Annotated in this window: 1 protein-coding gene; it reads right to left on the bottom strand. The window is 47.0% G+C overall.

Annotated elements, in window-relative coordinates; translation table 11 throughout:
• A partial coding sequence (locus ACFIO3_RS10140; protein WP_375704401.1) for a hemagglutinin repeat-containing protein occupies positions 1–3531 on the bottom strand: 3531 nt, incomplete at both ends.

The raw sequence follows: 3531 nt of genomic DNA, 5'->3' as shown, positions 1-3531 counted from the left end.
AACATTCTTGGCAATGTTCTTTATCGTGTCATTCCCAGAAATGCTAAACCCATGGCTGCTGGCTTTAGCATGCGCACTGTTGCTGATATCACTGGTGCTAATGCTTCCTGTGGTCAGGCTGTTTTTGTCCGCTGAGGCTGTGCTGGCAATGATGCCTCCGGTCAGCGTTGTTTTGTCTTTAACTATGATATTAAAGCCGCCATCACCCGCTTTGATGCCTGATTGCTCCACAACACTATGATAATCACTAGAGGATTGATCCTTTTGGAAAGAGGCGCTCATGGAGCCCCCACCACCCGTTTGTCCAGCACCAAACCCAACAGAAACAGAGTTTTGCTTGCTGGAAGTTTGTCCCGTATCACTGCGGCTGGTAATGGCGAAATCACCCCCTACTTCCATTTCTACATGCTCTCCAGAAACCACGGCGCCTGCCAATGTGGTGTTTGCCTGACTTATGGTATGAACAGTGCCGGTGCCTATAATATGGCTGTTTTTGTGTTGAACTTCCTCACTGGAACCTTCCCCTTGACTAAAAGCAGCACTGCCCGTTGCCCCTGCGCCACCCGTGCCATAACCGGTGCCAACACTCATTGAAGAACTTTCACTGCTGTTTTGTGTGCTTTGCGTGTTTTGTGCACTTTCAAAGATGATATCTTTACCTGCTTCCATGGTGATCTTTCCGCTCTGTGCATCATTTTCCAGCACATAGATTGGATTGGTACCAGCGATAACATCAGCGCCAACACCATGAATGCTGCCTTCGTGGGCATGCATGTTAACAGCGCGTCCGCCTTCTATGCTATCTGTCACCGCTGTGGAGACTTGAGAAGAGGCTTCTGTTTTCTCAGTTTTAAAGCCCACGGTTACACTGCCAGATGCACCAGCCATATTGGCAAGAGCATCCTTGGTGGAGCCCCCCAATCCTCCTAATGAGCTACTCAGTCCTTTGGTTACGTTCCCCTTTTCCCCCGTATTGCCAGTCAGCCAATTAACAAAGGTTTTGCCTTTACTATAAAGATGACTGATTTTCATGCCAGTCAGTATGCCATTAATAACTGTATTGTTACCATCCTTATTATTCATGTGATCTGCGGCATCTTTTAGTCCTTGTACCGTGCCAAGGACACCGATATCAACGGAAGTTGTCACACCAGCAAAAGACTTTTCATGCTTTTCTTTTGCGTTAGAGGTATCATAGCTTTCTGATAGGGTGATATTATTGCCGGCATCAATGTTGACATCACGATCCGCCGAAACAATGGCTGCTTGCATATTTACATCATTGTCAGCAGTAATCTGCACATCTTGGCGTGCCGTGATGTGTGATTGTGTGGAAGTGGTTTCCCATTGATCGCCCGTATCTTTGGCGCTTGCAATTCCAACACCTACAGAAGCACCGCTGTTGCTCTTTTCAAACTGAAACCCAAAACCTGTGCGTTCTTCCTTTGAGCTTGAGGAATGGCTATTATGACCAACAAGCACATTGACATCACGCGCTGCCGAAAGGTTAATATTCTCACCTGCAAGGTCAGAGCCAACAATTGTCACATCTTTTTTCTTGGCAGTGATGTTGATCGTACCATCCGCATTGAGAGAAGAACCTTGATGCTCAAAACTCTCTTCATTTTCTGTCTTTCCCTCACTCCCGTATATCGACACAAAGCCCTTGCCTGATCCCACACCAAAACCCGTTTCATGGGTCTCTGAATGGCTGCTATGGTGATCTGTCATGCCATCAATCGTCACATTTTCTGCTGTCACATTGATATCTTGACCGGAAAGCAGATGAGAAGCCGTGATTGTGGTCTCTTTATCTGATTGTGTGATAATGTTGCCCGTTGCCCCAAGGATAGAGGAGACCGTTGTGGTATGCGATTGAGATGTATCGGACGATTTCTCATGCAAAAAGCCACTTGATGACGATTGTGCTTGTTGATCCAAGTGTTCTTGGGCGCCTTTGATAGTAATCTTTCCCCCAGAGTGAATGGTAATATCCGCTTGTTTCTGATCTCCTGGTGCTTTCTCTTCTGACGTTTCCTCTGCCTTACCGGCTATGAGCGTCGAGGCGACAACTTCCGTGTTGTTTCCTGAGTCAATGGCAATGCCTTCACCCCCTGTTATGCTTGACCCCACAACTTGGCTCACATCCATCTTGTTATGCTCAGATTTGCTGCTACTAAACACCCCACCCTCTTTGTGATACGACATCTCATAATGTAAGCTATCCTCTGCATTATTGATCAGGACATCGTTGCTGGCTTTCAGCCCCACCTTGCCCTCAGCCGCAATGGAACTACCTGTGATGCTAAGATCATGCGGTTTGCCATCCTGCCCCGCAACAACAGTGGTATCACCTCCCGATTTTATCGAAGAGCCAACGGCATGAGAAGCTTGCATATCCACTTTCGTGTTTTTGCCCTGAAGATGATACTCCATCTCATCGTTTCTTACCCCTATTGTTACCTCCCCTTTCGCGCCAAGAGCAACATTACCCTTGGCATCTATATCGGAAGCAGCCATATGGATATCTTTTCCAGAGAGAACAGTGGTCTCTTTTCCAGAACTTAAATGAGAGCCATTGTGTAAAGCAACATGAGATGTTTCACTCCCACTCTGATTGTCCATGCTGTTGCGTGTGGCATCAATAGAAACATTCCTCTCAGCTTGCAAGAGGAGTTTATCCGTTGCTTGAACATCAGAGCCTAAGATATTCAAATCTTTTCCAGAGGAAAGCGTTGTCGAGCCTCCAGAGTTGACTTCTGATTTATGATGCATGGTGGCATCACCCTGCTCATCATGGTAATGGGTTTCTGCTGAACCGATCGTCAAGTTGCCTTCTTCTGTAGCCATGGCAAGATCACCTCCGGTAGTGATCCCCACCCCTGAGGCGGTTATATCTTGTTTAGCAATCACCGTTGCATTACCACCAGCAGAAAGCGCCTCGGTGTTTAATACGGTCTCCACGCCGTCAACCGTTGTGCGCCCTGCATCCAAACGAATATTCTTCTCCGCAAGGATAACAGCATCACCACCAACAGCAAAATGCCCTCCTTGACTGAGGATATCCCCACCATGCACATGCAATTGGTGGTTTGCCGCAATACGCCCTGAATTGGTTATTGTGGAATTGCTCGTATTCTGGCTGGTGATATTGATATCATCGCCCATGATCAAAGCCCCAGCAGAAACAAAGGAGGCTCTGTCTTTTTCAGGGATATAAAGCACCGGTGCATAAACATCCATGCCCTTGACCTGTTGGCGCACATAAATCACCATCGGGGCTTCTAGGGATGCCAATTGTTCTTCACTCAAAGCCTCACCAAAGGGGAGATTGTGGGCTTTTGCATAGTCTGCCCCGACATCCAGCAAGGTTTTGACTTGTTCAATGGCATCACTTCCAGGAATAAAGGAGCCTTTGCCCAACCCTTGACCGACCAGATCACGCATTTGTTTCTCAATCAATTCCTTTTCGAAATAAGCATCGCCTAAGAAAAAAATCTCTCTGTCAGGATTGTAACCAATTCTGTTCAA

It is taken from the genome of Bartonella sp. AD328YNZD, assembly GCF_042196425.1.
Note: the sequence above shows the minus strand (reverse complement) of the source record. Positions and strands in the feature narration are given on the sequence as shown.